This is a genomic window from Galbitalea sp. SE-J8, assembly GCF_030345695.1.
In the GTDB taxonomy this organism is placed as follows: Bacteria; Actinomycetota; Actinomycetes; order Actinomycetales; family Microbacteriaceae; genus JAUASV01.
In genome coordinates this window covers 29,024-54,465 of record NZ_JAUASV010000023.1, presented here as the reverse complement: position 1 = coordinate 54,465, position 25,442 = coordinate 29,024, and the positions used below count along the sequence as shown (strand labels likewise).

The 25,442-nt window shown below is 70.1% G+C and carries 27 protein-coding genes; 20 read left to right on the top strand and 7 right to left on the bottom strand.

Annotation, left to right across the window (positions count from 1 at the left end; genetic code table 11):
• Positions 1-1,342, bottom strand: a 1,342-nt coding sequence (locus tag QT381_RS13495) for an ISL3 family transposase (RefSeq protein WP_502877534.1), incomplete at its 3' end; no start/stop codon positions are given.
• A gap of 278 nt (positions 1,343-1,620) precedes the next feature.
• Here QT381_RS13495 and QT381_RS13490 point away from each other — a divergent pair.
• Together QT381_RS13490 and QT381_RS13485 are read left to right on the top strand one after the other, a co-directional pair.
• Positions 1,621-2,250: a hypothetical protein gene (locus QT381_RS13490; RefSeq protein WP_289249554.1), complete on the top strand. Its 630-nt coding sequence runs from the start codon at positions 1,621-1,623 to the stop codon at positions 2,248-2,250.
• Positions 2,251-3,618: 1,368 nt separating this feature from the next.
• Positions 3,619-3,816 carry a hypothetical protein gene (locus QT381_RS13485; RefSeq protein WP_289249553.1) on the top strand — a complete coding sequence of 66 codons (198 nt, stop codon included), beginning with the start codon at positions 3,619-3,621 and terminating at the stop codon, positions 3,814-3,816.
• A gap of 2 nt (positions 3,817-3,818) precedes the next feature.
• Here QT381_RS13485 and QT381_RS13480 read toward each other — a convergent pair whose 3' ends face one another.
• Positions 3,819-4,739: a PAC2 family protein gene (locus QT381_RS13480; RefSeq protein WP_289249552.1), complete on the bottom strand. Its 921-nt coding sequence runs from the start codon at positions 4,737-4,739 to the stop codon at positions 3,819-3,821.
• 449 nt (positions 4,740-5,188) lie between these two features.
• On the opposite strand from QT381_RS13480, the gene QT381_RS13475 reads away from it, so the two are divergent.
• The 10 genes from QT381_RS13475 to lnt all read left to right on the top strand — a co-directional run bounded on the left by QT381_RS13475 (position 5,189) and on the right by lnt (position 15,638).
• A complete protein-coding gene (locus QT381_RS13475; RefSeq protein WP_289249551.1) occupies positions 5,189-5,641 on the top strand; it encodes a hypothetical protein in 453 nt (150 codons plus the stop codon).
• A 38-nt stretch (positions 5,642-5,679) separates the two neighbouring features.
• The gene (locus QT381_RS13470) at positions 5,680-6,366 is read left to right on the top strand and encodes an HAD family hydrolase (RefSeq protein ID WP_289249550.1); all 687 of its coding nucleotides are present in this window, start codon (positions 5,680-5,682) and stop codon (positions 6,364-6,366) included.
• Between the two features lie 8 nt (positions 6,367-6,374).
• A complete protein-coding gene (locus QT381_RS13465; protein ID WP_289249559.1) occupies positions 6,375-7,382 on the top strand; it encodes a tRNA (adenine-N1)-methyltransferase in 1,008 nt (335 codons plus the stop codon).
• Positions 7,383-7,438: 56 nt separating this feature from the next.
• Positions 7,439-8,362, top strand: coding sequence for an FKBP-type peptidyl-prolyl cis-trans isomerase (locus QT381_RS13460; protein ID WP_289249549.1), 924 nt, complete (start codon positions 7,439-7,441; stop codon positions 8,360-8,362).
• A gap of 23 nt (positions 8,363-8,385) precedes the next feature.
• Entirely contained in the window at positions 8,386-9,390 is a 1,005-nt protein-coding gene (locus QT381_RS13455; protein ID WP_289249548.1) for a helix-turn-helix transcriptional regulator, read from the top strand.
• Positions 9,377-10,381: a helix-turn-helix transcriptional regulator gene (locus tag QT381_RS13450; protein WP_289249547.1), complete on the top strand. Its 1,005-nt coding sequence runs from the start codon at positions 9,377-9,379 to the stop codon at positions 10,379-10,381. Before QT381_RS13455 ends, QT381_RS13450 begins: the two co-directional genes overlap by 14 nt.
• Before the next feature lie 38 nt (positions 10,382-10,419).
• The gene (gene tatA / locus QT381_RS13445; protein WP_289249546.1) at positions 10,420-10,620 is read left to right on the top strand and encodes a twin-arginine translocase TatA/TatE family subunit; all 201 of its coding nucleotides are present in this window, start codon (positions 10,420-10,422) and stop codon (positions 10,618-10,620) included.
• Between the two features lie 4 nt (positions 10,621-10,624).
• Entirely contained in the window at positions 10,625-11,440 is an 816-nt protein-coding gene (gene tatC, locus QT381_RS13440) for a twin-arginine translocase subunit TatC (protein ID WP_289249545.1), read from the top strand.
• A 53-nt stretch (positions 11,441-11,493) separates the two neighbouring features.
• Entirely contained in the window at positions 11,494-13,920 is a 2,427-nt protein-coding gene (locus QT381_RS13435) for a DEAD/DEAH box helicase (protein ID WP_289249544.1), read from the top strand.
• Between the two features lie 170 nt (positions 13,921-14,090).
• Positions 14,091-15,638: an apolipoprotein N-acyltransferase gene (lnt, locus tag QT381_RS13430; RefSeq protein WP_289249543.1), complete on the top strand. Its 1,548-nt coding sequence runs from the start codon at positions 14,091-14,093 to the stop codon at positions 15,636-15,638.
• A 124-nt stretch (positions 15,639-15,762) separates the two neighbouring features.
• On the opposite strand, the gene QT381_RS13425 is transcribed toward lnt, so the two are convergent.
• The 4 genes from QT381_RS13425 to QT381_RS13410 form a co-directional block, all read right to left on the bottom strand.
• On the bottom strand, positions 15,763-16,128 hold the full coding sequence (locus QT381_RS13425; protein ID WP_289249542.1) for an RNA polymerase-binding protein RbpA: 366 nt from the start codon (positions 16,126-16,128) through the stop codon (positions 15,763-15,765).
• Between the two features lie 205 nt (positions 16,129-16,333).
• Positions 16,334-17,059 carry a glycerophosphodiester phosphodiesterase family protein gene (locus QT381_RS13420; protein ID WP_289249558.1) on the bottom strand — a complete coding sequence of 242 codons (726 nt, stop codon included), beginning with the start codon at positions 17,057-17,059 and terminating at the stop codon, positions 16,334-16,336.
• A 25-nt stretch (positions 17,060-17,084) separates the two neighbouring features.
• Entirely contained in the window at positions 17,085-18,014 is a 930-nt protein-coding gene (locus tag QT381_RS13415) for an SPFH domain-containing protein (protein WP_289249541.1), read from the bottom strand.
• Positions 18,011-18,484 (bottom strand): NfeD family protein, encoded by a 474-nt coding sequence (locus QT381_RS13410; protein WP_289249540.1) that lies wholly within the window; start codon positions 18,482-18,484, stop codon positions 18,011-18,013. The genes QT381_RS13415 and QT381_RS13410 overlap by 4 nt, the downstream gene beginning before the upstream one ends.
• 81 nt (positions 18,485-18,565) lie before the next feature.
• Here QT381_RS13410 and QT381_RS13405 point away from each other — a divergent pair, with 81 nt between their 5' ends.
• Genes QT381_RS13405 through QT381_RS13395 form a run of 3 tightly spaced genes read left to right on the top strand, consistent with a single transcriptional unit; the run spans position 18,566 to position 20,272 of the window.
• A complete protein-coding gene (locus QT381_RS13405) occupies positions 18,566-19,330 on the top strand; it encodes an SDR family oxidoreductase (protein WP_289249539.1) in 765 nt (254 codons plus the stop codon).
• Positions 19,311-19,799: an NUDIX hydrolase gene (locus tag QT381_RS13400; protein ID WP_289249538.1), complete on the top strand. Its 489-nt coding sequence runs from the start codon at positions 19,311-19,313 to the stop codon at positions 19,797-19,799. The genes QT381_RS13405 and QT381_RS13400 overlap by 20 nt, the downstream gene beginning before the upstream one ends.
• A complete protein-coding gene (locus QT381_RS13395; RefSeq protein ID WP_289249537.1) occupies positions 19,796-20,272 on the top strand; it encodes a heme-degrading domain-containing protein in 477 nt (158 codons plus the stop codon). Before QT381_RS13400 ends, QT381_RS13395 begins: the two co-directional genes overlap by 4 nt.
• A 33-nt stretch (positions 20,273-20,305) precedes the next feature.
• Here the strand turns inward: QT381_RS13395 and QT381_RS13390 are convergent, their stop codons facing one another.
• Positions 20,306-20,737 (bottom strand): GNAT family acetyltransferase, encoded by a 432-nt coding sequence (locus tag QT381_RS13390; protein WP_289249536.1) that lies wholly within the window; start codon positions 20,735-20,737, stop codon positions 20,306-20,308.
• Positions 20,738-20,920: 183 nt separating this feature from the next.
• On the opposite strand from QT381_RS13390, the gene QT381_RS13385 reads away from it, so the two are divergent.
• The 5 genes from QT381_RS13385 (at position 20,921) to QT381_RS13365 (ending at position 25,373) form a co-directional block, all read left to right on the top strand.
• A complete protein-coding gene (locus tag QT381_RS13385) occupies positions 20,921-21,370 on the top strand; it encodes a helix-turn-helix transcriptional regulator (protein WP_289249557.1) in 450 nt (149 codons plus the stop codon).
• 5 nt (positions 21,371-21,375) lie between these two features.
• Positions 21,376-21,786 (top strand): VOC family protein, encoded by a 411-nt coding sequence (locus QT381_RS13380; protein ID WP_289249535.1) that lies wholly within the window; start codon positions 21,376-21,378, stop codon positions 21,784-21,786.
• 38 nt (positions 21,787-21,824) lie between these two features.
• Complete coding sequence (locus QT381_RS13375) at positions 21,825-24,167, top strand: ATP-binding cassette domain-containing protein (RefSeq protein ID WP_289249556.1); 2,343 nt, start codon at positions 21,825-21,827, stop codon at positions 24,165-24,167.
• 217 nt (positions 24,168-24,384) lie between these two features.
• The gene (locus tag QT381_RS13370; RefSeq protein WP_289249534.1) at positions 24,385-24,711 is read left to right on the top strand and encodes an ArsR/SmtB family transcription factor; all 327 of its coding nucleotides are present in this window, start codon (positions 24,385-24,387) and stop codon (positions 24,709-24,711) included.
• The gene (locus QT381_RS13365; protein WP_289249533.1) at positions 24,705-25,373 is read left to right on the top strand and encodes a cation efflux transmembrane domain-containing protein; all 669 of its coding nucleotides are present in this window, start codon (positions 24,705-24,707) and stop codon (positions 25,371-25,373) included. Before QT381_RS13370 ends, QT381_RS13365 begins: the two co-directional genes overlap by 7 nt.
• Positions 25,374-25,442 lie beyond the last annotated feature (69 nt).

Sequence of the window (25,442 nt, the reverse complement as noted above, 5' to 3'; positions counted from 1 at the left end):
CGTAACGATCAACGCCCTCGGGCACGACCTCACGGCAGCCACGCCGCCGGGCCCCGCAGCCACCGAGATCCTCGACGCCCTCCGCCGGACGAGAATCACGCACTAAATCGGCACGGTTCAGGTTGGATGACCGGTCGGTGCTCCAGTAGGCGAGGAATGCTTCGCGCCACTGGGTGAGGGTGCGTCCGAGCCGTGCGATCTCCGGGATCGGGCACGACGGGAACGATGCGAGTACCTGTTCGGCGATCTTCCGCCCGTCGGTCAGGTCGGGTTGCCGGTAGGCGTCGCGGAGTTGCTGTGCGCACTGCCATGCGACGTCGACTTCGACGTGCTCTTCTCTGACCGTGAACGCTGCGTCGAGGCGCTGCTTCTGCCGGTCGGTGAGTCGTTCCCTGCCGGCGCGGAGGATGTTGCGGATTCCGTAGAGCGGGTCGCCTCGCCGGCCGCGGTGGCCGAGGGTGTCTTGTTGGACGCGGCGGCGGACCTCGTCCACGGCGGCGGTGCCGAGCTTGACGAGGTGGAAAGCGTCGAGCACAGCGACCGCGTCGTCGAGCTCGTCATCGAGGGCCTTCTTGTAGCCGGCGAACGGGTCCAGCGTCGCGATCTGCGCCTGGTCACGGAACTGCTCGCCACGCTCACGGAGCCGCTCCGCGTAGGCCTTCGCGGAGCGGCCGGGAACGAGGTCGAGCAGCCTGGCGCGCACGCGTCCGCTGGCGTCACGGGTCAGGTCGACCATCCCGGTGAGTTCTTTCGGGCCGCGTCCGCCGTCCTCGATCGGCTTCGTGGAGACGTGATGGCAGAGGTGCTCATCGACGCCGAGGGTTCTCACGCCCTGGAAGCGGGACTCGTCCGCTGCACGCTTCTGCAGGACCGGCTTGACGTGTCGCCAGACCGTCTTCCACGACACCCCGAGCTGCCGGGCGATGCCTTGTACCGAGGCGTTCTCTCGCCGCATCTGACCGACCGCCCACGAGATAGCTCGGGCCGTGAGTTGCGCCCGCGGGGCGGCGACGGCAGTGTTCTGCTCAGTGAATGACTTCACCGAACAGGCCTCGTCCACGCAGCGGGACCGGCGCTTGCGCCACCGCACCCGCACCGGCCCCGCGCCAGCCGGCGCGTCGATCAAGACGAGCGTCTTGCGACCCCTGGACTCGGCGACCTGCCCGCACCGCGGGCACCCCGCCGGTCCCGGCGGTGACTCGACATCGATGACGAGCATCCCATCGTCGCGGCGCTCGACAGCGACGACATGGAGCCCGCCGAGGCCGACGAGCACATCACAACGGTCACAGTAGACAGCAGAACACGGGCACGCCGCGGCGCACCCCGTAGCATCAGGCACGGGTCGAGGACTCCGAAGAACAGTTGGCTTGGTCGCTACCGATCCTCGGGGCCTCGACCCACCCCACACCGTCACGCCACGACCCAGCACATCACCGCAACCCCCACCCAAAGTCAGAAGAGCCCTATAAGCCCAAATTGGGGCGAACGCACGCGAATCTGACCCAGGGCCGCGGGCCCGGCCGATCGGGTTTCAATTTTCACATCGACATCACCGACTAAAGAGGAAAGCCGTTGGAGATTGATCGTTACTGGGTAGACCCCGACTCCGGTTACGGAGTGGCATCCGGGTCGTTAATGGTCCAGGGATCGATACAGTCGTTTACCATCAACTACTTCGACGAGCTTGCTGCGATGCCGCACCATGACCTGCAATTGCTCGGGGGCATAGCATTTGATGCGGGTGACGTCTGGAGCGTCGCTCGACTTGACCGTGAGCTTATCGACCGCGAGTTGGCCGACGATGAAGCGCCGAATTACTTGCTCCCGGCAGTGTGGGTAGACAATGCGGAGGAACTCACTCTTTGGGACTTTTACCGATCGTTGGATCCCGTGTCAACAGAACCGCGAATGGTGCCGCTTGAACTCGATGATATTACGCGCAAGGATCAGTTCACCTTCGAATCCGCGAAGTGGGACCGACTGGCCCCGGAGGGAACGTTTGAGATCAAAACGACCTTCTCCTCCGCCTCCGGCTTAGTGTATGAGTTTGTAGCGACCGCGCATTCGCATTTGGCAATTGAGAAGCTCCGGCGCCCGGGGGTTCCAATCTTCTTGGGTTCGAGCCCATACCTGATTGATCACGAATCACGACTCGTACACAAATTGTCCCACATGAGTCGGATTCGATCGCTGCCGCACGTGCTCCAACGCGTGCTTGGCACAGTCCGTAACGTCGGAGAAGTCTGATGAGCGTGCTACATCTATTTGTTATCTTCCACAGAATCCCAATAAAAGCCTGAATAAGGACAAATCTAAGCCTAAACCGAAGTAAAAATGCCTTTGGTGTCGCCGGAAAGCCAGCCTCCAAACTCATCGCACGGCGCGCAGGGGCGCGCTGGGTCGGTCGGGGCGCATCGAAGAAGGAATTGACGAATGGTCAGACTCTTTACATTGGCAAGAACGGGAATACCTTCCGCACGGCTGGTACGCGAATGCGTGCAAATGGTCAACTTTATACACGCTCAGTATTGGGGCAAAAGGGAAAGTCGAGCGGATACCATCTTTTTCACTGGGAAGCTAGAACCACAACGTTATGGGTATGTGGCCTGTTGGAGCTGACACGGTCTGTGACGAGTGGCCAAGATTTGGCCGCGTGGGACGCTACACGGACGCGGACTTGGGTGAGAGTGGTTTCATTCTCCTCTTTCAGCAGAGCGCGGAGGCGCAGGCATGGAGCATCACCACTCTTGCTGATGGCGAGCCGGATGCGTACGATTTTTTGCCATAGATGCGGACAACTGGGTCGTCAGCTATATCCAGGGGCTTCAACCTGTGTGGGCACCGTCGGAGCTCGATGATGTTATCGAGCGCGCAACAGTGGGATTTCGTTGGTCTGAAATTAATGCGCAGTACAAGACGGCGAACCGTCGCGGTCGGGACGCGATTAGAGGCCTGCTCGGCGGCCCGCCGGATCAAGAGACTATTGAGGCAGCTGCGATGTGGATTGAGAGCGCGCTTTCGTGAATAGTGATAGCGAAGCGCTACTTTTGCAAATTGCCGAGCATGTTAGAGAGCGCTGGGCGGATAGGGTTGCTACTTCGATCGTGCACCAGGGCCCCCTATTGTGGCTGAATCTCGCGCCGCGGAGACGAGTGGGCGCGGCAATCGTTGAGGGAGGGCACTACGGGCACCGACTCAACCCCACGAAAACACACCGATCATTATTCGTTTGACAATTGAGGCGAAGCGGTGCCAGTGAGCGAACAGAATCGCGCACGTGGACTCTTCGCATTAGGACCCGACGGTGAGGTCTACCGCAAAGTAGGGAGTGTCAGCCTTTTTACAGCGGGACAGCGCTTGAAGAAGGCAAAACGCTTTGGAAGGATTCGCGACTGGGGAGACCCAGAGGTTGAATGGATCACGATTCCGAGTTTTTCGGGATCGCACGCCTAAAGCTTCTTCGAGCTTGGCTTGCCGCAGAGTCCGAAGAATTCAGTGACTCATCAGAGTTCTCTGAATGGAAATCGCCTTCCAGTGGCCAGATCATTGTGCTCTTGGAGAATGTTCTCTGAGCCGGAGGCCAGAGCTGGACGCGGGAGTGCGACGCTGCGGACCGTGATCCGCGATGGCAGCACGGGCACGTACGGGTATGACGTGCTGGGTCGGGCGACGACGATTCCGGGCCTCGATGCCGCGTCGAGCGGCACACGGTCGATCGCGTACTTCGACAACGACCTGCCACGCACGGTGGTCGACACCTTCCTTCGCGGTTGTCACCCGGTAATGCCACGTCCGCCGCGAGAAGCGGCATAGCGCTACTCGCCCGAGGGCCGCCAGGGCTCGTCGCCGGCCGTGCCGCCGTCCTTGCCGTCGGTGTTGCGGCGCAGGTACTGCTCGAACTCCTGCGCGATCGCCTCACCGGAGGCCTCGGGGGAGTCGACGGTATCGCGCGCCTTCTCGAGCTGCTCGATGTAGTTCGCCATGTCCTCGTCGTCCTGAGCGAGGGCGTCGATGCCGCTCTCCCACGCGGTCGCCTCGTCCAGGAGCTCGCCGCGCGGGATGACGATGTCGACGAGCTCCTCGAGCTTGTCGATGAGCGCGAGGGTCGCCTTCGGGCTCGGCGCGTTGTGCACGTAGTGCGGCACGCTCGCCCACACCGACACCGTCGGGATGCCGAGCTTGTCCGCGGCATCCGACAGCACGCCGAGGATGCCGGTCGGCCCCTCGTAGCTCGACCGCTCGACGCCGAGCCGCTCGCGCACCTCCGCGGTCTCGCTCGTGACGAACGTCGTGATCGGCCGCGAGTGCGGCACGTCGGCGAGCAGGGCGCCGAGAAACACGATGCCGTCGATGCCCGCCGTCTCGACGGCATCCATGACCTCGAGCGCGAACGTCTTCCAGCCGCGCGAGGGCTCGCTGCCGAGCAGCAGGTAGATGGGCGCGGCCTCACCGGGCGCCTCGGGCGCGACGCCGAAGGCGCTGCGAGCGGATGCCGGTCCCCACAGCGTCACGGACGGCCAGACGATCTCGCGCCGCCCCGACTCGTCGATCTGCACCATCGGCCGCGTGAACTGGTAGTCGAAGTAGTCCTCGGGGTCGATCGCGAGCAGCGGCTCGAGCTCGAGCTGCGCCTTGAGCGCCGAGGCGGCCGCCGAAGCCGCCTCGCCCGCGTCGTTCCAACCCTCGAAAGCGACGACGAGCAGCCGCCCGGTGACGAACGCCGACTGTGATCCCACGATCTCCCTCACTCGCGCGGGCCGCGCCCGCGCGTCGTGCCTCCACCCTACGTCTGCGGTACATGTACTCGTGGCGCGCGGGGCCCCGGTAACCCGGCGCTCCGCTGGGCGGCGGACTTGGCGGCGCTACCCGAGGCGATCGCGGCGAGCCGCCCTGCGAGCCGCCGCCGACCGGCTGGTTCGACGTGCGCGACCAAGAACGTCGCTGACCGAGCGCGCGCTAGAAGGTCAGGCGTCCCGCTGGTCGGGCGTCCGGCGCCGTCAAGAAGTTGGGTTGTGCCTGCACAGCGCGGGCAGGCTTCGATCACGACCTCAGTTAGCGGCTGAGGCCGTCGTGGCCGCGTTCCTGCACCGAGCGTGTGCCCGGCATCGGTGCCACAGGCGCGCCGCCGACGGCCTCGCGCGGGTGATGGTGACGCGGCGTTCTCGCCGTCCGCGGGCACTCGCGCGTGGATTTCCTCCGCGGTGTCGCTGCCCTCGAAAGTCTGAGCGAAGCCTTCGCATCGCTCCGTCCCGTCGTCGGCGAGCTCAGCCTGATGGCGCACCGCGGCGTTCGCGGTCGTCGGCTCGGTGCCGGAGGCCGCTGCGCGATCCCTCTCATCGACGTCGACGAGCGCACCGGTGCTGAGGTCGACTGCTCCGGCTTCCCGCGCGCGTTCCGCTTCTGCATCCGCATCCGCGTCGAGTTCGTCGCGTTCCGCGATCGTCGGCCCGCTGCAGCGCGGCCGCGACGAGCGCGGATCGGTGTCCGCGGCCGTCACGTCGATGCCGCGCCGGTCGAGGATCTCGCGGCGAATGGCGTCGGGGACCCAGCGTCGTCGACTGTCTCATTCACACCATCAGCGTCGGTCATGGCGTCCCTCGCCATTCAGTCGCCCGCCCGTCGCGCTCGGGAGGCGTGACGGGACGCCCGCGCGGCCGCCCGTTAGACTCGCCCGTCGTGACCACACCGTTCCCCGCCGCCGTGCTCTGGGACATGGACGGCACGATCGTCGACACCGAGCCGTACTGGCTCGCGTCCGAGACCGAGCTCGTCGAGTCGTTCGGCGGCACCTGGTCGATCGAGCAGGGCCTGCAGCTCGTCGGAGCGCCGCTGCTCCGCTCGGCGCAGGTGCTGCGCGCGGCCGGCGTCGACCTGTCCGCGGAGTCGATCGTGAACGCCCTCACCGAGCGCGTGCTCGAGAAGATCGCGGACGCCGTGCCGTGGCAGCCCGGCGCGGTCGAGCTGCTCACCGCCCTCCGCGAGCGCGGCATCCCGAGCGCGCTCGTCACGATGTCGATCGGCCGGATGGCGCACCGCATCGCCGGAGCGCTGCCGTTCGCGCCGTTCCGCGTGATCGTCGCGGGCGACCAGGTGCAGCACGGCAAACCGCACCCGGAAGCGTACCTGCGCGCGACCGAGCTCCTCGGGGTCGAGCCGCGCGACTGCCTCGCGATCGAGGACTCCGACCCCGGGATGCGCTCGGCGGCATCCGCGGGCACGGTCGTGATCGGCGTGCCGGCCCACGTGCCGGTCGCCGCGGGGATCGACCACGTGCGCTGGGAGGGCGGACTCGCGGGCCGCACGATCGCCGACCTGCAGGCCGCGTTCGCCGCGGGCCGCGTCGCCGAGGGGCGCATCGCGTGACCGCCCGGATGAGCGGCCCGTTCCTCGTCGGCGACCGCGTGCAGCTCACCGACGCGAAGGGCCGGATGAACACCATCACGCTCGTCGAGGGCGGGGAGTTCCACACGCACCGGGGCTACGTGCGGCACGACCAGATCATCGGCCGGCCCGACGGGAGCGTCGTGACCGGCACGGTCGCGGCCGGCGTCCCGTCCGACGTGCAGTACCTCGCCCTGCGGCCGCTGCTCACCGACTTCGTGATGTCGATGCCGCGCGGCGCCGCGATCGTCTACCCGAAGGATGCCGCGCGCATCCTCGCATCCGCCGACATCTTCCCGGGCGCGCGGGTCGTCGAGGCGGGGGTCGGGTCCGGCGCGCTCTCGCTCTGGCTGCTGCGCGCCATCGGGCCGACCGGGCGGCTGTTCTCGTTCGAGCGCCGCGAGGAGTTCTCCGCGGTCGCGCGCGGCAACGTCGGGGCCTTCCTCGGCGAGGACCCCGCGAACTGGACCGTCACGATCGGCGATCTGGCGGATGCCCTGCCCGGCACGGTCGAGGACGGCACCGCCGACCGCGTCGTGCTCGACATGCTCGCGCCGTGGGAGTGCCTGCCCGCCGTCTCGGCGGCGCTCGCACCAGGCGGCGTGCTCGTCTGCTACGTCGCCACCGTCACGCAGCTGTCCCGCGTGGCCGAGGCGATCCGCGGCACCGGGCTGTTCACCGATCCGGTCTCGGAGGAGTCCATGGTGCGCGGCTGGCACGTCGACGGCCTCGCCGTGCGCCCCGACCACCGCATGGTCGGGCACACCGGCTTCCTCATCACGGCGCGACGCCTCGCGCCCGGCGCGGTGCCGTTCGAGAGGGCGCGGCGCGGGTCGAAGACGGAGTTCTCCGACGAGGACGTCGAGCTGTGGACCCCGGGCGCGCTCGGCGAGCGGTCCACGAGCGCCAAGCGCCTGCGCAAGACCGGCCGGCACGCCACCGCGGCGGCCGAGGCCGCCCAGCGGGCCGCGCAGGAGCGCGCCGCCGACGCCGACTAGAATCGTGACCCGGCGGACGAGTCCGCCACCGGCTCGCCCGTAACGAAAGAGGATCCGTGCGCTCAATCGCCGCACTCACCGCTGCCGCCGTCGTCGCGATCTCGCTCACGGCGTGCTCCTCGGCCGGGTCGGCCGGCGACTGCACCCCGACGGCGTCGGGCGCGGCGTCGTCGACGATCACCGCGACCGGCGACTTCGGCGGCACGTCGACGACGGCCGAGTACCCCACGCCGCTGCTGAGCAAGCGGGTGCAGGTCAGCGTGCTCGCGAAGGGCACGGGAGCGATCGTGGAGCCCGGCGACTACGCCGACTTCGTCGCCACCCAGTACGACTCGACGACGGGCGCGGTGACCTACCCGGCGCAGAAGGCGCGCTTCGGCGCGAGCGACGCGAGCGACCTCAACCGCATCTTCGAGTGCGTCACGGTCGGCTCCCGTCTCGCCGCGGTCGTGCCCACCGGCGAGACCGCGAAGGACCCGTCCACCGCGGTGCTCGTCATCGACGTGCTCGACCGCATCCCGGGCAGGGCGACCGGTCGCGACGAACTGCCGGTCAACGGCCTCCCCGCGGTCGTGACCGCCCCGAACGGCACGCCCGGCATCACGGTGCCGAGCGCTCCGGCCCCGACCACGGTCCGCTCGGCCGTGCTCAAGCAGGGCGACGGGGCGACCGTGAAGAGGGACGCCACGGTCGTGCTGCACTACTCGGAGTTCACGTGGGACCAGCCGGCCCACGAGGTCGGCTCGTCGTGGACCGCCGCCGCTCCCTCGAGCTACGCGGCGAAGGACTTCGACAGCAGCGACGGCTCCGGCCTGTGGCCGGGCACCGAGAAGGCGATCGTCGGCCAGCAGGTCGGCAGCCAGGTGATCGTGGTCGTGCCCCCGAAGGACAGCTACGCGAGCGACGCGCCCGACTCGGTGGCCGAGGGCAGCACGCGCATCTACGTCATCGATATCCTGGGCATCCAGCCGACGAACTGACGCGAGCATCCGAAGGAGCCTGTGTGGCGTCCGATGACCGCCCCGCCCAGCGCGTCCCCGTCGAGGAGCGTCTGTTCTCGCTCGTGCTCGCGCTGCTCGCCACCGAGACGGGGCTGACGAAGAGCGAGATCCTGTCGACCGTGCAGGGCTACCGCCAGAGCTTCCGCGCGGGCGGAGACAACGCGAACCTCGAGCGCAAGTTCGAGCGCGACAAGGACGACATCCGCGAGCTCGGCGTGCCGCTCGAGACCGTCGCCGACCCGGGCGATCCCGGCAACAACCAGGCGCTGCGCTACCGCATCCCGCGCGGCGCCTACGAGCTGCCCGACGACGTGACGTTCACGCCCGAGGAGATCACGCTGCTCGACCTCGCCGCGCGCGTCTGGCGCGAGGGCTCGCTCTCGTCGGAGTCGCGTCGCGCCCTGCTCAAGCTGCGCGCGCTCGGCGTCGCGACCGACGAGCCGGTGATCGGCTACGCGCCGCGCGTGCGCGTGCGGGATGCCGCCTTCGAACCGCTGAGCACCGCGCTCGAGCGCCGTCAGTGGGTGCGGTTCGACTACCTCAAGCCGGGGGAGAGCGCGGCGCGCGAGCGCCACGTCGCCCCGCTCGCGCTCGTGCAGTTCGAGGGCCGCTGGCATCTCTCGGCCGAGGAAGCGGGAACGGGCGCGATCAAGACCTACCTGCTGCGCCGCATCGTGAGCCGCGTCACGACGACGGGCAAGACCACGACGACGCCGCTCACCGGGCAGCAGGAGGCCGCCCTCGCGGGCCTCGAGGAGATCTGGCGCAACGGGGTGGCGCGCGTGCGCGTCGAGCCCGGAACGGATGCCGCCACGCGTCTCGCGCGCCGGCGCGGCGCCGCCGCGCAGCCCGACGGCACGCTCGAGCTGCACTTCGTCGACGCGGCGATCCTCGCCGACGAGCTCGCGGGCTTCGGGCCCGAGGTCGTGGTGCTCGAGCCCTCGGAGCTCGCGACCGCGGTGCGGGAGCGCCTGGAGAGGACGGTGGCCGACCATGCCGACGCCTAGGGGGCCGCGGCCCCGGTCCGTGCAGAAGCGCGCGCCGCTGCTCGCCGCGGACAAGCTCACGTTCCTGCTCGCGCTCGTGCCGTTCGTCGTCGATCGCGGCCGGGTCACCGTCGCCGAGGTCGCCGAGCACTTCGACGTGGAGCCCGCGCAGATCCGCGACGCCGTGGAGCTCATCGCCGTGTCGGGCGTGCCCGGCGAGACGAGCACCTACCAGTACGAGGACCTGTTCGACATCGACTGGGACGCGTTCGAGAACGACGACGAGATCGTCATCACGAACCTCGTGGCGATCGACGACTCGCCGCGCTTCTCGGCGCGGGAGGCCGCGGCGCTCATCGCGGGGCTGCAGTACCTCGCGGCGCTGCCCGAGAACACGGATGCCGCCGCCCTCGTCTCGCTCACCCGCAAGCTCGCCGCGGGCGCATCCGGGGAGCCGAGCCAGCTGGGCGTCGAGACCGCGGCCGGCGACGCGACGCTCGCCCTCATCCGCCGGGCCGTCGCGCGCGGCGTGCAGCTCGAGCTCGACTACGTGACGAGCGCGGGGGCGTCGGAGCGCCGCCGCGTCGACCCGCTGCGCGTCGAGTCGGTCGACGAGTCCTGGTACCTGCGCGGCTGGTGCCACCTGCGCGAGGCGGTGCGCACGTTCCGCCTCGACCGGATGTCGGACGTCGTCGTCACCGACGAGCCGATCGGCCACGACGCCGCCGACGTGCCACTGCCCGACGTGCTGTTCGAGGCGAGTGACGACGACCTCGTCGTGACGATCGATGTCGCGGCATCCGCGATGCCCCTCATCGCCGACTACGTGGCCGCGGGCGCGAGCCTCGAGGAGCGAGACGGCGTCGTGCGCACGACCGTGCGGATGTCGCACTACCACGGCCTCAAGCGGCTCGTCGCGAGCATGCCGGGTGCCGTCGCCGTCGTCGCACCCGAGGACGCCCGCCGGGCGGTCGCCGAGTGGGCCGCGGCGGGCGCCGCGCGCTACCGCTAGACTCGAGGCGTTCGAGCGAACGACGAAAGGCCCCGATCATGTTCAGTGGCGCATTCGGGTGGCCGCACCTCCTCGCCATCCTCGCGATCGTCATCCTGCTGTTCGGCGCGACCCGCCTGCCAGCGCTCGCGCGCAGCGTCGGCCAGTCGATGAAGATCTTCCGCGAGGAGGTCAAGACCGGCTCGAACGATTCCGCCGCCGAGTCCGAGCCGGACGAGGACTCGTCCGGCAAGAAGTAGGACGGTGTCTGCCCGCCCCACGGGGTCGAGGTCCGGTCGATCCCGGTCCCGCCGGCCGAAGAACGGCGAGGGCCGGATGTCGCTCCTCGAGCACCTGCTCGAGCTGCGCCGCCGGCTGACCTTCGCCGCCATCGCGATCGTGCTCGGAACGGTCGCGGGCTACCTGGTCTCCGATTTCATCTTCGCCCGCATCCAGGACGCGGTCGCGAACGTCGCGCCCGGCACCAAGCTCAACTACACGGTGCTCACGGAGGCGTTCGACATCCGGCTGCAGATCGCGTTCGTCGCGGGTCTCGTGCTCTCGAGCCCGGTCTGGCTCTACCAGCTGTGGGCGTTCATCATCCCGGCGCTCGTGCGCCGCGAGCGGATCTGGGCGCTGAGCTTCTTCTTCAGCGCCGTGCCGCTGTTCCTCATCGGCAGCGCGGTGGGCTGGCTCATCTTCCCGCACATGGCGCAGTTGCTCGGCACGTTCTCCGCCGACGGCACCGCGACCCTGCTGACGGCGCGCGACGTCATCGCGTTCGTGCTGCGGCTCGTCATCGCGGTCGGCGTCGGATTCACGTTCCCGGTGTTCCTCGTGCTCCTCAACGTCGTCGGCGTGCTGCCCGCGCGCTCCATCCTGCGGGGCTGGCGCGTCGCCGTTCTCGTCATCACGATCTTCGCCGCGTGCGTCACGCCATCCGTCGACATCTTCTCCATGTTCCTGCTCGCGATCCCCATGGTCGGGCTCTACCTCGCCGCCGCACTCGTCGCCTGGCTGCTCGACCGGCGCGCGGCGCGGCGCGCCGACGCCATCGACGCCGAGCTCGCCTCCTCGTGACGCGGCGCATCCGATGACACCGAGTCCGAGTCCGCTATGACACCGAGTCCGCTATGACACTGAGCCCCGCCGAGCGCTACGCCGCCGCGAAGCAGCGCCGCACGCATCCGTCCGTCGAGGACTTCGCCGCGCAGCTCCCGCACGACCTCGACCCGTTCCAGCGCGAGGCGTGCGCCGTGCTCGAGAACGGCTCGAGCGTGCTCGTCGCCGCGCCCACGGGCGCCGGCAAGACGACCGTCGCCGAGTTCGCGATCTTCCTCGCGATGCGCGAACCGCGGGCGAAGGTGTTCTACACGGCGCCGATGAAGGCGCTCTCGAACCAGAAGTTCCACGAGCTGGTGGGCGAGTACGGCCCCGACCAGGTCGGCCTGCTCACCGGGGACAGCAACATCAACTCGGGCGCGCGCATCGTCGTCATGACGACCGAGGTGCTGCGCAACATGCTCTACTCCGACTCCGGCCTGCTCACCGACCTCGCGTTCGTCGTGCTCGACGAGGTGCACTTCCTCGCCGACCGGTTCCGCGGCGCGGTGTGGGAGGAGGTCATCATCCACCTGCCCCCGCACGTGCGGATGGTGTCGCTCTCGGCCACCGTGTCGAACGCCGAGGAGTTCGGCGACTGGCTGCAGGCGGTGCGCGGCGACACCGAGGTGATCGTCTCCGAGGAGCGTCCCGTGCCGCTGCAGCAGCACGTGCTCGTGCGCAGCAAGCTGCTCGACCTGTTCACCTCGTCGGCGCTGTCGACGACGGATGCGGCGCGCGTCAACCCGGAGCTCGTGCAGTTCGCGGCCGGCGGCGGCCGCAACCAGGGCGGCCGGGCGCTGCGCGATCCGTCCCGGCGCTACCACCGCCGCCCGTACATCGACGACGCGCGCATGGATCGGGCCGACCTCGTCGACCTCCTCGCGAGCCGCACCCTGCTGCCGGCGATCTTCTTCGTCTTCTCGCGGGCCGGCTGCGACGCCGCCGTGCGCCAGGTGCTGCGGGGCGGCATCCGTCTCACCGAGAAGCACGAGCGCGACGAGATCCGGGCGATCGTCGAGGAGCGCACGCGCGGCATCCGCGACGAGGACCTCGGCGTGCTCGGCTACTTCGAGTGGCTCGAGGGCCTCGAGGGCGGCGTCGCGGCGCACCACGCGGGTCTCCTGCCCGCGTTCAAGGAGGTCGTCGAGGAGCTCTTCCAGCGCAAGCTGCTCAAGGTCGTGTTCGCGACCGAGACGCTCGCGCTCGGCATCAACATGCCGGCGCGCACGGTCGTGCTCGAGAAGCTCGAGAAGTTCAACGGCGAGGCGCGCGTGCCCATCACGCCGGGGGAGTACACGCAGCTCACGGGCCGGGCCGGGCGCCGCGGCATCGACGTCGAGGGGCACAGCGTCATCCAGTGGACGAACGGCCTCGACCCGCAGGCGGTCGCGAGCCTCGCGAGCCGCCGCACCTACCCGCTCAACTCGAGCTTCCGGCCGACCTACAACATGGCCGTCAACCTCATCGAGCAGTTCGGCCGCGACCGCACGCGCGAGATCCTCGAGTCGTCGTTCGCGCAGTTCCAGGCCGACCGCGCCGTCGTCGACCTCGCGCAGAAGGCCCGCCGCCAGCAGGAGTCGCTCGCCGGCTACGAGGAGGCGATGCGCTGCCACCTCGGCGACTTCCGCGAGTACTCGACCATCCGCCGCGAGCTGAGCGACCTCGAGAAGAAGGGCGCGAACCGCGCGGCCGTCGAGTCCGGGGCGGAGCGCGACCGGCGCCAGCGCCAGCTGCGCGCGCTGCGCACCCGGCTGAAGCAGCATCCGTGCCACGCGTGCGCAGAGCGCGAGGCGCACGCGCGCTGGGCGGAGCGCTGGTGGCGGCTCAAGCGCGACACGGATGCCCTGACCGCCTCGATCCGCGGACGCACCGGCGCCGTCGCGAAGATCTTCGACCGCGTGAGCGACGTGCTCGTGCAGCTCGGCTACCTCGAGGAGCACGACGGGGTGACCACGGTGGGCGCGCCGGGCCGCCTGCTGCGGCGCATCTACGGCGACCGCGACCTGCTCGTCGCCGAGTCGCTGCGCCTCGGGCTCTGGACCGCGCTCAGCCCGGCCGCGCTCGCCTCGATGGCCGCGGCGCTCGTCTACGAGCCGCGGCGCGACGACGGCCGCACGGGCGACCTGCCGCAGGGGGCGTTCCGCGACGCGCTGCTCGCCACGGAGACGCTGTGGTCGCGCCTCGACGACCTCGAGGAGGAGGCGCGTCTGCCGCGCACGCAGCCGCTGTCGACGGGGCTGAGCCTCGCGATGTACCGCTGGGCGAAGGGCGCGCGCCTCGACAGCGTGCTGCGGGATGCCGACCTCGCCGCGGGCGACTTCGTGCGCTGGACGAAACAGACCATCGACCTGCTCGACCAGCTCTCGATCGTCGCCGACCCGCCGGTCGGCGTCACCGCGCGCCAGGCGCTCGACGCCATCCGTCGCGGCATCGTCGACTACAGCTCGGTCGCGTGAACACGGCGCGCGCGGCGGAGCCGCCTCCGCTCACCCCCGCTCACCCTCGGCTCACCCCCGCTCACCCGAGCGTGTTACTCGAGATCGGCCGGACGTCCGGGCGATCTCGAGTAACACGCTCGGGTGAGCGGCCGGCGCTGCGGTCGGCGGAGCGGCCGGCGCTGCGGCCCGTGCTGCGGCCGGTGCTGCCCCTGTGGTGCGCGCTCGCGCTCGCGATCGGTGCGGGCCCGGTGCTCGACGCGGCGTTTCCCGAGATCGGGTTCTGGCCCGCGATCCTGCCCGGCATCGCGATGGTGCTCGTCGCGCTCGTCGGGCGCCGCGCGGGCGCCGCGTTCCTCGTCGGGCTCGTCGCGGGCACCTCGTTCTACCTCGTCGACATCCCGTGGATCCAGCAGTTCCTCGGCGACTCGTTCGGTGCCCTGAGTCTCGTGCCCCTGCTCGGGTTGAGCATCTTCGAGGGCCTGTTCTGGGGCGTCGGCGCGATCCTCGTCGCCCTCGCCTACCGCTGGGTGCCGCGGCTGGGCGTGCACCGCGCGCTGCTCCCGGTCGTCGTCGCAGGCCTCTGGACGCTGCGCGAGTGGGTCACGAGCACGTGGCCGTTCGGCGGCTTCTCCTGGGGCCGGGTCGGCTTCACCCAGGCGGAGGGACCGCTCGCACCGCTGCTGTCCTGGATCGGCACCGCGGGCGTGACGTTCCTGATCGTGCTCGCGGTCGCCGCGGCGATCGAGGCCGCGCGGGCGCGATCGCTCGGCGGCGGCGCGGTGCTCGCGGCATCCGTCATCGCTGCGCTGCTCGTGCCGAGCTTCCCGGTGACGATCGACGGCACGATGCGCGTCGCGGCCGTGCAGGGCGATGGCCGCGCGGGCTACTTCGACCGGGCCGCCTACGGCGAGCTGCTCGAGGCGCAGACCGAGGCCACCTACCCGGTGCTCGACGACCCGGGGCTCGACGTCGTGGTCTGGCCGGAGGGCGGAACGGATGTCGACCCCGAGACCCGCGCGGAGGCCGCCCGCATCTTCGACGCCATCTCGCGCCGCACCGGCGCGCCGCTCGTGTCGGGCGTCATCACGACCCGCGGCGACCTCACCTACAACACGTCGATCGTGTGGCAGGCGGGACGGGGCATCACCGACTACTACGACAAGCGTCACCCCGTGCCGTTCGGCGAGTACGTGCCGCTGCGCAGCCTCATCGAGCCGCTCGTGCCCGACCTCATCGGCCTCATCGGCCGCGACTACACCCCGGGGAGCACGGATCCCGTGGCGCGGATCGGGGACGTGGTCGTCGGTCTCAACATCTGCTTCGACATCGTCGACGACGCCCTGCTGCGCGAGACGGTCGACGACGGGGCGCAGATCGTGTTCGCCCAGTCGAACAACGCCGACTTCGGCCGCACCGACGAGAGCGTGCAGCAGCTCGCGATCGCCCGGGTGCGCGCGCTCGAGACCGGGCGCAGCATCGTCGTGGTGTCGACGGTCGGGCAGAGCGCGATCATCCGTCCCGATGGGACGACCATGGACTCGGTGCCGCGGTACACCCCGGCGGCGATGGTCGACGACGTGCCGCTGTCGACGACCCGCACTGCCGCCGTGGTGACGGGGGCCGGTGTCGAAGAGCTCGTGTCGTTGTTCGGGTTGGCCGTCGTGGTCGGGGCGGGCGTCATCGCTGGTTTCGAGACGCGGCGCTCGCTGCGCTCGCGGCGCTCCTCAACCAGCTGACCCGGCACCGCAAGGGGCTGGTTTCGAGACGCGGCGCTCGCTGCGCTCCCGGCGCTCCTCAACCAGCTGACCCGGCGCTCCTCAACCAGCTGACCCGGCGCTCCTCAACGAGCGGCGGGGGCGGTCAGGCGCCGATCTTCTCCTGGCCCCGGCGCTGCCGGAGGTAGGTGAGGCGCTCCTGCAGGAGCTCCTCGAGCTCCTCCTCGGTGCGCCGCTCGAGCAGCATGTCCCAGTGCGTGCGGGCGGCCTTCTCGGTGCCCGGCTCCTGCTCGACGGGAGCTCCGCCCTCGTCCAGCAGCACGCCGATCCGGCCCGACTTCGGCGACTCCCACTCGGCCGGCACTTCGGCCTCGGCCGCGAACACGACCTCGAACTCCTCGCCGTCGGACGTGCGGTAGGTGCTCCTCCTGCGGGGCGAGTACTCGACCCCCTCCTCGCTCTGCATGCTCGTGGTGCCGAGTCTCATGCCGCGCAGGCTGCGATCCGCCATCGTGTGGCCTCCCTCTCCTGGTGACGAGATGTGCTGGTGACGAGATGTGCTCGTGACGAGATGTCGCGTGACGGGGTGTCGTCGTCACGGACGCGTCGTCACGGATGCGTCGTCACGCCAGAGTGAACCGGATTGCTGGGAGCGGGCTTCCCGCATCCACAGCGCGCCCCTCACCTCACAGGCGACTGCCAGGGCGCGCGAGGCGTCAGGACCGGGACGCGAGCACCTCGACGGCGATGTCGGTGCGGTCGGTGATGATGCCGTCGACGCCCGCGTCGAGCAGCCGGTGCATGGCCGCCGCGTCGTTGACCGTCCAGACGTGCATCTCGACGCCGAGGTCGTGCAGCAGGCGCAGGAAGCGCGGGTTCGGCACGCTCATGCCGAGCGCGCGCTCGGGCACCTGCACGGCGACGACGCCCGCGAGCGCGCGGCGAACGACGGGCGTCAGCCGCCCGCGCGAGGCGAGCAGCGCGGTCGCGAACGAGCCGGCGGATGCGGACGTCGCGACCCCGGGCAGCGCGCGCACCGCGGCGCGCCGGCGCGCGTCGCTGAACGAGGTGACGAGCACGCGATCGGCCGCGCCGGCGTCCCGGATGGCGGCCACGGCCGGCGCGACGGCATCCGCGCTCTTCAGGTCGATGTTGAGCCGCGCCTCCGGGAGGGCGGCGAGCACGTCCGCGAGCGAGACGAACGCGCCGGCGCCGAGCGGGATGTCGCGCAGCTCGTCGTAGCTGAGCGAGGAGACGGTGGCGTCCGTTCCGGTCAGGCGCGCCAGCGAGGGGTCGTGGCTGATGATGGCGACGCCGTCGCGCGAGGCGTGCACGTCCGTCTCGAGGTAGCGCGCGCCGAGCGCGAGAGCGGCCTCGAATGCCGGCAGCGTGTTCTCGACGACCCCGCTGCCCGATGCGGCGAAACCGCGGTGCGCGAACAGGCGCGGGGGAGCGCCGTCGAGGAACCTACTCGGCGACAGGCGGCGTCCCCTTGCGCGCGGGGCTCGCTCCGCCGAAGAAGCCGGCGCTGATGCCCTTGAGCGCCTCGGTGAGCTCCGACGGGATGATCCACATCTTGTTCGAGTCGCCCTCGGCGATCCTCGGCAGCGTCTGCAGGTACTGGTAGGCGAGCAGACCGCTGTCGGGGTTGCCGGCGTGGATCGCGTTGAACACGGTCTCGATCGCCTCGGCCTCGCCCTGGGCCCGCAGCACGGCGGCCTTCGCGTCGCCCTCGGCGCTCAGGATCGCGGCCTGCCGCGCGCCCTCGGCCTGCAGGATCGCCGCCTGCTTGGTGCCCTCGGCGGTGAGGATCTGCGCGCGACGGTCCCGCTCGGCGCGCATCTGCTTCTCCATCGAGTCCTGGATGGATGCGGGCGGGTCGATGGCCTTGAGCTCGACGCGTCCGACGCGCACGCCCCACTTGCCCGTCGCCTCGTCGAGCACGGCGCGCAGCTGGTTGTTGATGTTGTCGCGGCTCGTCAGCGCCTCCTCGAGGTTGAGCGAGCCGACGACGTTGCGGAGCGTGGTCGTGGTGAGCTGCTCGACCGCGCCGAGGTAGTTGGCGATCTCGTAGGTCGCGGCGCGCGCATCCGTCACCTGGAAGTAGACGACGGTGTCGATCGAGACCACGAGGTTGTCCTCGGTGATCACCGGCTGGGGCGGGAACGACACCACCTGCTCGCGCATGTCGATGAGCGGGCGCAGCCGGTCGATGAACGGCACGAGCAGGTTGAGGCCCGGCTGCAGCGTCTTGTGGTAGCGGCCGAGTCGCTCGACGACGCCGTTCGCGGCCTGGGGCACGATGCGGATCGACCGGCCGATGACCGTCAGCACGAAGATGACGACGGCGATGAGCACGATGATCAGGAAGATCGTGCCCGGGTTGAAGTCGCTCACGGAAGGGACCCTTCGATCGGTTCGACGATGGCGGTGGCGCCCTCGATGGCGACGACGCGCACGCGGTCGCCGATCACGAGGGCGGAGTCGGATGCGGCGGGCACGAGGCGGGCGGTCCACGTCTCGCCGTTGGTGAGCTTGACCTGCCCGGCGCCGTCGACGAACGCCGTCGAGGTGCTGCCGACGAGGCCGAGCAGGGCGTCGACGTTGCTCGGCGTCGGATCGCCGCCCGAGCGCAGCGCGCGCAGCAGCGGCGGCCGCACGAAGAACAGCAGCGCGAGCGTGAGCACCGCCGCGACGATGACCTGCAGCCAGGCCGGGCCGCCGAACAGGCTCGTCAGCAGGCCGCCGACGCTGCCGACCGCGAGCATGAGGAACGTGAAGTCGAGCGTGAAGATCTCGACCACGCCGAAGATCAGGATGAGCGCGATCCAGACGATCCAGAGGTAATCGAGCAGAACCGGGTCCATCGTCGGCGCCTTCCGTGTCGCGTCGTCATTCGACGCTAGCACCCGCGTCGCCCCGATCGCTCGACCGATAGGGTCGGAGCCGTGAGCAACCCCCTCGAGCCCGGCAGTCTCGCCGGCACGCGTGCCCTCGTCACCGGATCATCGCGCGGCATCGGCGCCGACACCGCGACCTATCTCGCCGCCGCCGGCGCGAGGGTCGTCATCAACTACCGTTCCAAGGCGCCGCGGGCCGAGAAGGTCGTCGCCGCGATCACGGATGCCGGCGGCGATGCGCTCGCGATCGGCGCGGATCTGACCGACCCGGCATCCGTCGCCGCGATGTTCGAGGCCGTCGACGGGGCCTGGGGCGGGCTCGACCTGCTCGTGCTGAACGCCTCCGGCGGCATGGAGTCGGGCGCGGGCGAGGACTACGCGCTCAAGCTCAACCGCGACGCGCAGCTGAGCGTGCTGGAGGCGGCGCTGCCGCGGCTCGCCGAGGGCGGGCGCGTCGTGTTCGTCACGAGTCACCAGGCGCACTTCATCGACACGGTGCCGACGATGCCCGAGTACGAGCCCGTCGCGCGCTCGAAGCGGGCCGGCGAGGTCGCGCTGCGCGAGCGCATCCCGGAGCTCGACGCCCGCGGCATCGGCTTCGTCGTCGTCTCGGGCGACATGATCGAGGGCACCATCACGGCGACCCTGCTCAACCGGCTCAACCCGGGCGCGATCGAGGCGCGCAAGGAGGCCGCGGGCCGCCTGTACAACGTCGCGGAGTTCGCCGCCGAGGTCGCGCTCGCGGCGGTCGAGCCGATTCCCGCGGACCACGAGCGGCTCGTCGGTGACGTGAGTGACTTCGTCGCTTCCTGAGCCCGTCGACGGACGTCGTCTGCGGCTCACCTCGCGCATCCTGCTGTTCGACCGCTCGGGCCGCATCCTGCTGATGTACACGCTCGGCGACAACGGCCTGGCGCGCTGGCTCACGCCCGGCGGGGGAGTGGACCCCGGCGAGACGCACCTCGACGCCGCCGTGCGGGAGCTCGAGGAGGAGACCGGGCTGACGGATGTGACGCTCGGCGACGTCGTGTACCGGCTCGACTTCGCGGCCACGTTCGGCGCCCTCGACCACGACCTCGGCCACGCCGAGTACTACCGCGCTGTCGTCGACCGGTTCGTGCCGTCGGCCGCGCACTGGACCGCGGACGAGCAGCACGACGTGCTCGGCCACCGCTGGTTCACCGCAGAGGAGCTCGAGGCGACCGGCGACGCGTTCGAGCCGCCGGATCTGGTCGCGCTCGTGCGCGAGCACGCGCCGCGTTCCGACGAGGACCGCGCATGACCGACGACATCGCCGCCCTCATCGCCCGGCTCGAGGCGGAGCGCGACACCCTGCTGCTCGACCGGTTCACGAACGCCGACGCGTGGGCACTGGGCTCGTGGCTCGTGCGGGCGGGGACCGAGCGTTCACTCGGCATCGCGGTCGACATCCGCCGCGGCGACCAGCAGCTGTTCCACGCGGCGCTCGCGGGCACGACGGCGGACAACGACGACTGGATCGAGCGCAAGGTGCGCACCGTGCGCCGCTTCGCCGAGGCGTCGTACCTCGTCGGGCGCCGGTTCGCGGCGCGCGGGCTCGACTTCAACGAGAAGACCGGCCTGCCGTTCACGCAGTACGTCGCGCACGGCGGATGCGTGCCCATCGTGATCCGCGACGTCGGCCCGGTCGGCACGGTCACGGTCTCCGGTCTCGCGCAGCACGACGACCACGCGCTCGCGGTCGAGGCTCTGCGGGTGCTGCAGGAGTCGCGGTAGCCGCTGGACGCCCGGGGCGCTCCATCGATCCGGTCACGCGTCGGCGATGAGGCGCTTGCCGTAGGAGACCGCGCGGTCGGGCGCGTAGCCGAGGGACTCGTAGAACGCGGCGACGGCCTCGTTGCCCGCGCGGATCAGCAGGTTGAGCTTCGGGCAGCCGCGCTCCTCGAGTTCGCGTTCGACGTGCTCCACGAGGGCGCGGGCGTGGCCGTGCCGCTGGTGCGTCGGAGAGACCGCGAGGTAGTTGATCCAGCCGCGATGGCCGTCGTAGCCCGCCATGACGGCCGCGACGACGCCCTCGTCGACGCCCTCGTCGCCGACGCCGACGAGGAAGAGCTCGGGTTGCACGGTGAGCTTGCGCTCGATGTCGCGGTGCGGGTCGTTCCACGGGCGCACGAGGCCGCACGCGCGCCACAGCGCGATCACCGGCTCGGTGTCGGCGCGCTCGAACGCTCGGATCCGCATCCGTCGATGCTATTCGCGGGGTGCGTTGTCGGCGGCGTCTGCGACGATCGAAGCGCGCGTTGTCGGCGGCGTCTGCGACGATCGAAGCGCGCGTTGTCGGCGGCGTCTGCGACGATCGAAGCGCGCGTTGTCGGCGGCGTCTGCGACGATGGGGGCGTGATCGACGACGCGCTGCGGCAGCGGATGAGCGACCTCGCGCGCTTGCGCCGCATCCGCGATCGCATCGACCGGGAGTACGCCCGGCCGCTCGACCTCGAGGCGCTCGCGCGCGGCGAGCACCTGTCGTCGGGGCACCTGATCCGTGAGTTCCGCGCCGCGTACGGCGAGACGCCCTACTCCTACCTCATGACGCGACGCATCGAGCGGGCGATGGCGTTGCTGCGCCGCGGCGACCTGGGCGTCACCGAGGTGTGCTTCGCGGTCGGCTGCTCGTCGCTCGGCACGTTCAGCACCCGGTTCACCGAGCTCGTCGGCGTGCCGCCGAGCGTGTACCGCGCCCGCGGCGGAGACGACACGAGCGGCATCCCCGCGTGCGTCGCGACCCAGGTGACTCGGCCGATGCGCGCTAGGCCGGGCGCGCCGGCATCCGTCGGGAATCGAGAAGCGGCCCGCCCGGACCCGTCGCTAGCGTGACCGCCATGACACTCACCGTTCACACCAGCTTCCTGCCCCACCTCGACCCGGATGCGACCCTCGCGTTCTACCGCGACACGCTCGGGTTCGAGGTGCGGAACGACGTGCGCTACGCCGGCATGGCCTGGATCACGGTCGGCGCGCCCGAGCAGCCCGACACGTGCATCGTGCTGCAACCGCCGTTCGCCGACCCGACCGGAATCACCGACGACGAGCAGCGCACGATCGCCGAGATGATGGCGAAGGGCACCTTCGGCCGCATCATCCTCGCGACGACCGAGCTCGACGCCGTGTTCGAGCGCGTCGCGGCGAGCGGCGCCGAGGTGATCCAGGAGCCCACCGACCAGCCCTACGGGGTGCGGGACTGCGCGTTCCGCGATCCGGCGGGCAACCACATCCGTTTCAACGCCGTGTAACAGCACGGTCCGCCCGCCGACGAGGAGAACCATTGAGCATCGCCGACAGCCACGACCGAATCCGCGTGCGGGGCGCGCGCGAGAACAACCTGAAGAACGTCGACGTCGAGCTCCCGAAGCGGCGGCTAACGGTGTTCACCGGGGTGTCCGGGTCGGGCAAGAGCTCGCTCGTGTTCGGCACGATCGCCGCCGAGTCGCAGCGCATGATCAACGAGACCTACAGCTCGTTCGTGCAGGGCTTCATGCCGACGCTCGCCCGCCCCGACGTCGACGTGCTCGAGGGACTCACGACCGCGATCATCGTCGACCAGGAGCGGATGGGCGCCAACGTGCGCTCGACCGTCGGCACCGCGACCGATGCGAACGCCCTGCTGCGCGTGCTGTTCAGCCGCGTCGGCTCGCCGCACATCGGCGGACCTCAGGCGTTCTCGTTCAACGTCGCATCCGTCTCAGGGGCGGGTGCCGTGACGATCGAGAGGGGCGGCCAGAAGCTCAAGGAGCGGCGCGAGTTCTCCATCACGGGCGGCCAGTGCCCGCGCTGCGAGGGCATGGGCGCGGTGAGCGACATCGCGCTCGATCAGCTCTTCGACGAGTCGAGGTCGCTCGCCGAGGGCGCCCTCACCATCCCCGGATACACCGCCGACGGCTGGTACGTGCGCATCTTCGGGGCGGTCGTGCCGATGGACCGGCCCATCGCATCCTTCACGGCGAAGCAGCGCCAGGACTTCCTCTACGCGACGCCGCGCAAGGTCAAGATCGAGAACATCAACATGACCTACGAGGGACTCGTCCCGAAGATCCAGAAGTCCTTCCTGTCGAAGGACGTCGAGGCGATGCAGCCGCACATCCGTGCCTTCGTGGAGCGCGCGGTGACGTTCCAGACCTGTCCCGAGTGCGGCGGCTCGCGCCTGTCGGAGGCGGCGCGGTCGTCGAAGGTCGGCGGCATCAGCATCGCGGATGCCTGTGCCATGCAGATCAGCGACCTCGCCGAGTGGGCGCGCGGCCTCGACGAGCCGTCGGTCGAGCCGCTGCTCGGCGCCCTGCGCGCACTGTTCGACTCGTTCGTCGAGATCGGCCTCGGCTACCTCTCGCTCGATCGCGCCTCGGGCTCGCTGAGCGGGGGAGAGGCGCAGCGCACGAAGATGATCCGTCACCTCGGCTCGTCGCTCACGGATGTCACGTACGTGTTCGATGAGCCGACCGTCGGCCTGCACCCGCACGACATCCAGCGGATGAACGCGCTGCTGCTGCGCCTGCGCGACAAGGGCAACACGGTGCTCGTCGTCGAGCACAAGCCCGAGACGATCGCGATCGCCGACCACGTCGTCGACATGGGACCGCTCGCCGGCACGGCCGGGGGAGAGGTCGTCTACCAGGGCTCGCTCGACGGCCTGCGCGCGAGCACGACGCTCACCGGGCGCCACCTCGACGACCGGGTCTCGGTGAAGTCGGCGGTGCGCTCACCGACGGGCGCGCTCGAGGTGCGCGGGGCGGCGACCAACAACCTGCGGGGCGTCGACGTCGACGTGCCGCTCGGCGTGCTCGTCGTCGTCACGGGCGTCGCGGGGTCGGGCAAGAGCTCGCTCATCCACGGCTCGGTCGCCGGTCGCGACGGCGTCGTCGCGATCGACCAGAGCGCGATCAAGGGGTCACGGCGCAGCAACCCGGCGACCTACACCGGGATGCTCGACTCGATCCGCACGGCGTTCGCCAAGGCGAACGGCGTCAAACCCGCACTGTTCAGCGCGAACTCCGAGGGCGCGTGCCCGAACTGCAACGGGGCGGGCGTGATCTACACCGATCTCGGTCCGATGGCGAGCGTCGCGACGACGTGCGAGGTGTGCGAGGGCAAGCGGTTCGACGCGTCCGTGCTCGAGTACGTGCTCGGCGGCAAGGACATCAGCGAGGTGCTCGCGATGCCCGCGGCCGAGGCGGCCGAGTTCTTCGCCGCGGGGGAGTCGAGGGTGCCGGCCGCCCACGCCATCCTGCGGCGACTCGTCGACGTCGGACTCGGCTACGTGACGATCGGTCAGCCGCTCACGACGCTCTCGGGCGGGGAGCGCCAGCGCCTCAAGCTCGCCGTGAGCATGGGACAGGCGGGCGACGTCTACGTGCTCGACGAACCGACCACCGGTCTGCACCTCGCCGACGTCGAGAACCTGCTCGGGCTGCTCGACCGGCTCGTCGACTCGGGCAAATCGGTCATCGTCATCGAGCACCACCAGGCGGTGATGGCGCACGCGGACTGGATCATCGACGTCGGCCCGGGCGCGGGCCACGACGGCGGCACGATCGTGTTCGAGGGCACGCCGGCCGAGCTCGTCGCGGCGCGCTCGACGCTCACGGGCGAGCACCTCGCCGCCTACGTCGGCAGCGATTGAGTCTGTCTTCTTCCCGGCGCGGTGGATTTCTTCCTCATCGACTTCCCCGCGCATGGCTCTGAACATCAAGCCGCATTGACGTCCCGGGCGACCAGCTCAGCCGCATCCGCGAATACCCCACCCTGCCTCGTGCGATATCGATATCCGATAATGTCCGTTATGTCAGTTTGGCAGTACACCCTGGTCTGAACTCAGGCATTCATGTACCGTCGACCGGGTGACCGCCACCCTGACCCATACCGCGGCTCTCGCTCGCCTCGGGCACGCCCTGGCCGACTCGACCCGCGCGGGCGTCTTGCTCGCGCTGCGTGAAGCGCCGGCATATCCGTCGGATCTGGCGGACGCCCTCGGCGTCTCCCGGCAGGTCATGTCGAACCAGCTCGCGTGCCTCCGCGGGTGCGGACTCGTCGAGGCGGTGCCGGACGGCCGGCGTACCTGGTACCGCCTGGCGGACTCGCACCTCTCCCCCGCTCTCGACGAGCTCCTGCGCGTCGTGCTCTACGTCGAGCCCGACTGCTGCGACGGCGAGGGTTGCACATGCTGACCGGCGCGGCCCTCACGCCGGTACGACGCGACGTGCTGCGCCGGCGCATCCGACTCATCGTGGCCGGCACGATCACTTACAACGTCGTCGAGGCGCTCGTTGCGATCACCGCCGGAGCCCTAGCATCCTCGACGGCCCTCATCGCCTTCGGGCTCGACTCCATCGTCGAAGTGCTGTCAGCCGCGGTCGTCGCCTGGCAGTTCTCCGCCCGCGATCCCGAGGCCCGCGAACGGATCGCGCTGCGACTGATCGGCGTCTCGTTCTTCGCCCTCGCCGCCTACGTCTTCATCGACACCGGGGTCTCGCTCGCGTTCACCCGCGAGGCCGAGCCGAGCACCGTCGGAATCGTGCTCGCCGCGGTGAGCTTGCTCTTCATGCCGACGCTGAGCTGGCTCGAGCGGCGCGCCGGCCGTGAACTCGGCTCGGCCTCCGCGATCGCGGACTCCAAGCAGACCCTGCTCTGCGCGTACCTCTCGGCCGCTCTCCTGGCCGGCCTCCTGCTCAACTCGCTCCTGGGGTTGTGGTGGGCGGACTCGCTCGCCGCCCTCGCGATCGCCGGATGGGCCATCAAGGAAGGCATCGACGCATGGCGCGGCGACGCCTGCGCCGTTCCAGTCTCCGCCCTCACCGGGGAGCGCGACCACGACCACGACCACGACTGATGGTGAAGATTCGGGCGACGTGCTCGGCCGACACCCCGGGCCGACAGCCCTGCAGGACACGGCTGCAGA